Origin of the sequence: Gordonia paraffinivorans NBRC 108238, from assembly GCF_000344155.1 — a bacterium.
GTDB classification, from domain to species: Bacteria; Actinomycetota; Actinomycetes; order Mycobacteriales; family Mycobacteriaceae; genus Gordonia; species Gordonia paraffinivorans.
Genome location: NZ_BAOQ01000087.1, coordinates 1 through 1,546, shown reverse-complemented (window position 1 = coordinate 1,546; position 1,546 = coordinate 1). Strand labels below are relative to the sequence as shown.

At 64.2% G+C, this 1,546-nt stretch carries 1 protein-coding gene; it reads right to left on the bottom strand.

The window, feature by feature from the left end; genetic code table 11:
- On the bottom strand, positions 1 to 1,546 hold a 1,546-nt coding region (locus tag GP2_RS20740), incomplete at both ends, for an amino acid adenylation domain-containing protein (protein WP_040527690.1).

Genomic DNA, 1,546 nt, shown 5'->3' with positions numbered 1-1,546 from the left:
AGCCTCGAACACTGGATCCGGCAACGCCCGCTTATCGAGCTTGCCCACCGGTGTCAACGGCAATGCGTCGATCACGGTGAACGACGACGGAACCATGTGCGATGGCAGCCGGTGTCCGACGAACGACTTGAGCTCGAATACGTCGACAACACCGTCGGAAGGAATAACATACGCTGCGAGCGCGGAGACAACCGAACCACCGACACCTACGACCACCGCGGACTCGACGCCGGGGTGCTCGGAGAGAACGGTCTCGATCTCCCCTAGCTCGATACGCAGACCCCGCAGCTTCACCTGGTCGTCCGAACGACCCGAGTACTCCAGGGTTAGCCCGCCAGCACCGTCGGCAGCCCATCGGACGACGTCACCCGTTCGGTACATTCGCTGTCCGGGCTCGCCATACGGACTCGGGACGAACCTTTCCGCTGTCAGATCTGCCCGATCCAAGTAACCGCGGGACAGGGCACAACCTGCGACATAGAGCTCGCCCGGTGTTCCCACCGACACTGGATGCAGCCGTTCGTCAAGAACGAGTAGGTCCACGCCGCTGATCGGCCCACCAAGGCGCACCGGGTCGCCCGGGTTGATCGTCGGACTGATCGTGATTCCGATCGTCGTTTCAGTGGGGCCGTACAGGTTATGTAGTTCCACGGTGGCTGCCCACCGGTCTGCGATCGGTTGCGGGACAGCCTCACCGCCAGCAGCGATGACCCTCAGGCTCGGCACCTTCGCGGGGTCCAGCGTCGACAAGACAGATGGCGTGAGGAATGTATGCGTGGCGCCGTGTTCGGCAATGAACTCCTCGAGCGCGACGCCGCCCACCGCGTCTGATGGCCGGTAGGCAATTGTCCCGGCGTTCACGGTCGCGAGTAGGTATTCCAGTACCGAAGCGTCGAAACTCGGTGAGGCGAAGCCAAGCACGACCGGCGCTTCCCCCGCACTCAGCCGCAGCGATTCCTGCCGCGCAAAGTTGGCCAGACCTGAATGTGTGACGGCCACACCCTTCGGACGTCCGGTCGACCCGGACGTGAAGATCACGTATGCCAGGTTCTCTGCAACGACCTGGCCAAGCCGTTCGGCATCGGTAACCACCTCCGCCGACTCTGCAACGACCTGGGCCATGACCTGTGCATCGTCGAGCCGTACCCAGTCGAATCCCTCGACGGGCAGATCGCCTGACTCCGCGACCGTCAAACCGAACATTGCCGACGAGTCCTCGACCATCGCCTTAACCCGGTCGGTTGGATAGTCGGGATCAACCGGGACATATGCGCCACCGGTCTTGGCCACCGCCCAGATCGCCGTCAACAACCTTGCCGACCGACCGATCGCAAGTACCACCGCGTCCTCGGGGCCCACACCACGGCCGATCAGCCAGCGCGCCAACCGATTCGACGCCTCGTCCAGCTCGCGATACGTCATCCGGGTGCCGGAACCGTCGACGACGGCGACGTTGTCCGGGGCACGTCGCGCCGCGGCGGAAAACAGCTCGTGAAGCGGCACGGGAGCCGACGCCGTGCCACCGGTGACAGGAGCGAGCACGGCG